Annotated in this window: 2 protein-coding genes; both read right to left on the bottom strand. The window is 57.3% G+C overall.

Features of this window, described 5'->3' with window-relative positions:
* Positions 1-124 precede the first annotated feature (124 nt).
* Entirely contained in the window at positions 125-538 is a 414-nt protein-coding gene (locus tag HU811_RS26975; protein WP_092393812.1) for a ClpXP protease specificity-enhancing factor, read from the bottom strand.
* 16 nt (positions 539-554) lie between these two features.
* Positions 555-1,172, bottom strand: a complete 618-nt coding sequence (locus HU811_RS26970; RefSeq protein ID WP_092393815.1) for a glutathione S-transferase N-terminal domain-containing protein — start codon at positions 1,170-1,172, stop codon at positions 555-557.
* Between the last annotated feature and the right edge of the window lie 57 nt (positions 1,173-1,229).

The following is a 1,229-nucleotide window of genomic DNA, read 5'->3' as shown; positions in this document are numbered from 1 at the left end:
GCAGCCGTTACCGCAGAAACGGATATACACACCAATCCACCAGTGAATACAGCCCAAAAAAAATGCCCATATCTCACGACACAGGCATTTTCCTTAGCGAACAGCGAACAGATTACCTGCTCCGCTACTTCACCACCTTAAGACTAGGCCGACCGCTAGGCCGCGGCGGCTCGTCATCCGGTGGCGGCAAATCATCATCCGGCTCAAGCTCGTCTTCACCATCCAACGGCACTTCCAGCTCAAACACCATACCCTGGCCATTCTCCCGAGCATAAATCCCCAGGATCGAGGCAATAGGCACGTACAGAGTATGCGGCACCCCCCCGAAGCGCCCTTCAAAGCTGACAGCATCGTTGTCCATATGCAGGTGACGCACGGCCGCCGGCGATACGTTCAGGACAATCTGCCCGTCATTGGCAAAACCCTGCGGCACCTGCACCGATGGATACTCGGCGTTAACCAGCATATGTGGGGTGCAATCGTTGTCCACAATCCACTCATAGAGCGCGCGGACCAGATAAGGTCGACTGGAGTTCATAGCGGCTCCCTAAGCCTTAGCGCATGTCACGTTCGACACCAGACAGACTCGCCTGGAATGCCTCACGCGCAAATTGGCGCTCCATATAATCAAGCAACGGCTTGGCAGGCCGCGGCAGTTCAATACCCAGAATCGGCAAACGCCAGAGTATTGGCAATAGGCAGCAATCCACCAGGCTTTGTTCCTCACTGAGGAAGAATGGCTTGTCGGTGAACAGCGGCGATACGCCAGTCAGGCTTTCGCGCAACTCTTTGCGCGCCACGACCCGCGCAGGCTCCTTGGTTCGTGAATCCAGGATCAGGTCCACCAACCCGCACCAGTCGCGCTGGATGCGATGGATCAGCAAACGGCTGTTGGCTCGCGCAACAGGATACACCGGCAGTAAAGGCGGATGCGGGTAACGCTCATCCAGGTATTCCATCACCACTGTCGACTCCCACAATGCCAGGTCACGATCGACCAGCGTGGGCAGGCTGCCGTAAGGGTTCACTTCGATCAGCTTCGGCGGCTGACGGCCCGCTTCGACGTAAATGATCTCGGCGCTGACACCCTTCTCTGCCAGTACGATGCGTACCCGGTGGGAATAGTGGTCGGCGGGGTCGGAGTAACAGGCCAACCGATTGGTCACGCCCATGGCGATCCTCCTCGCTTGTTGAAATTATCGAAAAACGGAAAAACGAGCGCCCCCCCC

The sequence above is a fragment of the Pseudomonas tehranensis genome, assembly GCF_014268615.1.
GTDB classification, from domain to species: Bacteria; Pseudomonadota; Gammaproteobacteria; order Pseudomonadales; family Pseudomonadaceae; genus Aquipseudomonas; species Aquipseudomonas tehranensis.
This window is presented reverse-complemented; position numbering and strand designations above follow the sequence as displayed.

Excerpts from the sequence above, each read along its gene's own strand:
- HU811_RS26975 (WP_092393812.1), bottom strand. The coding sequence starts at position 538 with ATGAACTCCAGTCGACCTTATCTGGTCCGCGCGCTCTATGAGTGGATT.
- HU811_RS26970 (WP_092393815.1), bottom strand. The coding sequence starts at position 1,172 with ATGGGCGTGACCAATCGGTTGGCCTGTTACTCCGACCCCGCCGACCAC.